The organism is Spirosoma arcticum (assembly GCF_054779955.1).
Window position 1 is genome coordinate 1 of record NZ_BAAGXG010000048.1, and the last position, 2,941, is coordinate 2,941.

Here is a 2,941-nt window from a genome sequence, read left to right on the forward strand (position 1 = left end):
GGGCGGAGTTGCCCAGCGGCTTGTACTACTACCAGGCCAGTGTACGCTTCGGGGTGCTGGCCCGCAACGCCCCCCCGCTCATCCTCAAGGGCTGGGTCCAGATCCTCAGAGAAACCAGCCCTCAAGGGTAATAAGCATAAAATGACCTACATAGGACGTGGTGTAGAGGCTCAGACAATCAACGAACAGTCTGGGTAATTACACCACGTCTTTTTGTGTGGAGGGTAGCGGCACAGACAGTTGAGCCTTCAGCAGTAAAACGGTCGTTCAAGTGTGCATTTCAACAGTTCTGGCGGCAGTCAATACACTTTTCAAGGGTAAAATCGTTGTACTACAAATGCCTTAATTCTATGCGGTTTATATACCTGATTGCTTTACTGAGTGTCTTTCTGGGAGCCGTCTTATGGCCTGCTCTGAGCCGGGCCACTCACGTGCGGGCGGGCGAGATTACCACCCGGCGCATCTCCGAAACATCACTCACCTACGAGATCACTCTTACTGCTTACTATGACGAACAGGACGGCAAACCTGCCGCTAATGACGCAAATTCCGTTGATTTCTGCTTCGGTGATGGGACAATAGTGCGGGTTGATCGGGGCGCTAACCGGCGCTTCATCAACGGCGGAACCTCGTCGGTTAACGTCTACCGCACGACGCATACATATCCCGGACCCGGTGCTTATACCATCTCGGTCGTTATTCAAAACCGAAATAAGGACACCAAAAACCTGCCCCCAGCCGCCAGTTCCGATCAACTGACGTTTTACGTGTCGACGACAATCTTCATCAACCAGGGCCTGGGCCTCAACTCCACCCCCCGCCTGCTCAACACACCCCTCGACTCGGGACGCGTCGGCCAGCGCTTCTGCCACAACCCGGCCGCCTTCGACCCTGACGGCGACTCGCTTGCCTACCGACTAAGCGTGCCCCAGGACATCCCCGGCACGTCGGGTTGCCGGGGCCGGGCGATCCCCGCCTACCAGGACCCCACCCGCTTCAGCCGCACCAACGAGACTGGCGGCTCGCCCACCTTCGCTATCGACGCCCGCACGGGTGAGCTGTGCTGGGACGCCCCCGGCGAGGAGGGCCAGTTCAACTTCGCCTTCATCGTTGAGGAGTGGCGCAATGGAGTGCTCATTGGCGAGGTCACCCGCGACATGCAGATCATCGTCCTCGACCAGCCCAACAAACGGCCCCTCATCGCCCCCCTACCCGAACTGTGCGTGGTGGCCGGTACGCTCATCAACCAGCCCATACAAGCTACCGACCCCGATGGCAACCGCGTGCTGATCTCGGCCTTTGGGGGCGTCTTCAACGTGGGACCCGACGGCCAGCCCCTGCCCCCCGGTGAGCTGGTGCCCCCGGCCTTCGCCCGCCTGACGGGTGGGGGCAGTGTAACCAGTCCCTTAACGCAGCCCGCCACGGCGAGCTTTGTGTGGCAGACGGGTTGTGAACAGTTGCGGCTGGCACCCTATGATGTGACCCTGAAGGTGACCGACGTACCGGCGCGGGGGGTGGTGCCACTGGTTTCCTTCCAGACCCTGCGCATCCGGTTGATTGGTCCTGCGGTGCAGAACCTGAGCGCCCGTCCAACGGCCACCGCCAACGGGCGGGCCATCCAACTACGCTGGACAGGCTACACCTGTGCGCCCCGCACCACCCGCGACTCAACCGAACTCATCATCTACCGCAAAGAGGGTTGTACCACCGTCGAGATACCACCTTGCACAACGGGGCTACCCGCCGGTTCGGGCTACCGGGAGATCGGTCGGGTTTCGGCCGGAGTGACTACGTATACCGACACCTCAGCATTACGCCGGGGCGTGAGCTATTCCTACCGCTTAGTGGCGGAGTATCCTGATCGCAGCGGCAACCTGAACGGCGGTGTCAGTGTGGTGAGTCAGGAGGCTTGTTTAGAACTGCCCTTGCTGGCTCCGGTACTCACCCAGGTAACCGTTGACAGTACGAACGAACAGCGGGGGCGCATCACGGTCCGCTGGAGTCGGCCCGTGGGCCTACAGGCGGGTGATCTGGGTGGCCCTTACCAGTACCGTCTGGAGCGGGCCACCGGTCAGGCGGGCACCAACTTTGCCCCGGTCGCTACCATCAATACCACGCTGGCTCCCGGTGCTGCGGACACGGTTTACGTAGACACAGGGCTTAACACGACGGCCAATGCATACCGCTATCGGGTGGAGTTTTATTACACGCCCTCCGGCGGAACGCTCACCCGCTTCGACGTCAGTGAACCGGCTTCGAGTGTGCGGTTGAGTGCGGCCCCCGCCCAGCGGCAGGTGGCTCTGAGTTGGGCGGCTACTGTGCCCTGGTCCAACGACAATCAGACCCACACCGTCTTCCGATCCCGCACCGGACCCAACGGCCCTTTCAATGCCATTGCTGATGTACCCGTGAGAGGACCAGAGTCGTTCACCTACGTTGACACCGGAGGGGATGCTTTCCTGGCTGATGGCAACACGAGCCGGGTGCTGTCGGCCGACTCGGCCTACTGCTACCGGGTGCTGACCAGGGGGACCTACGCCGACCCCCTGCTAAGGGGCTATGGCATCCTGCTCAACTACAGCCAGATTCAGTGTGCTACCCCCACCGATACGGCCCGACCCTGCCCCCCCCAACTGGGCCTGGATAGCCTCAACTGCAGCAGTCTCACCCAGGAGAGCCTCTGCAACCAGACCAGCTTCACCAACACCCTGCGCTGGCAACCTACCACCGGGCCCACCTGCGACCCCAACATTGCCGCCTACCGGCTCTACTACAGCCGCTACCAGGGTGACTCCCTAACAGCCCTCACCACCGTAGCCGCCCCCACCACCAGCTTCGCCCACGCCAGCCTGAGCACCGTCGCCGGCTGCTACTACGTGACGGCCCTCAGTGGCCGGGGCATCGAGAGCCGACCCTCCAACCGGGTCTGCCAGGAGGCCTG

The 2,941-nt window shown here is 61.8% G+C and carries 1 protein-coding gene; it reads left to right on the top strand.

From position 1 onward, the window contains the following. Nucleotides 1-350 precede the first annotated feature (350 nt). Nucleotides 351-2,941 (top strand): fibronectin type III domain-containing protein (locus ACYVHB_RS32720; protein WP_461056270.1); only part of this gene is annotated, 2,591 nt, incomplete at its 3' end.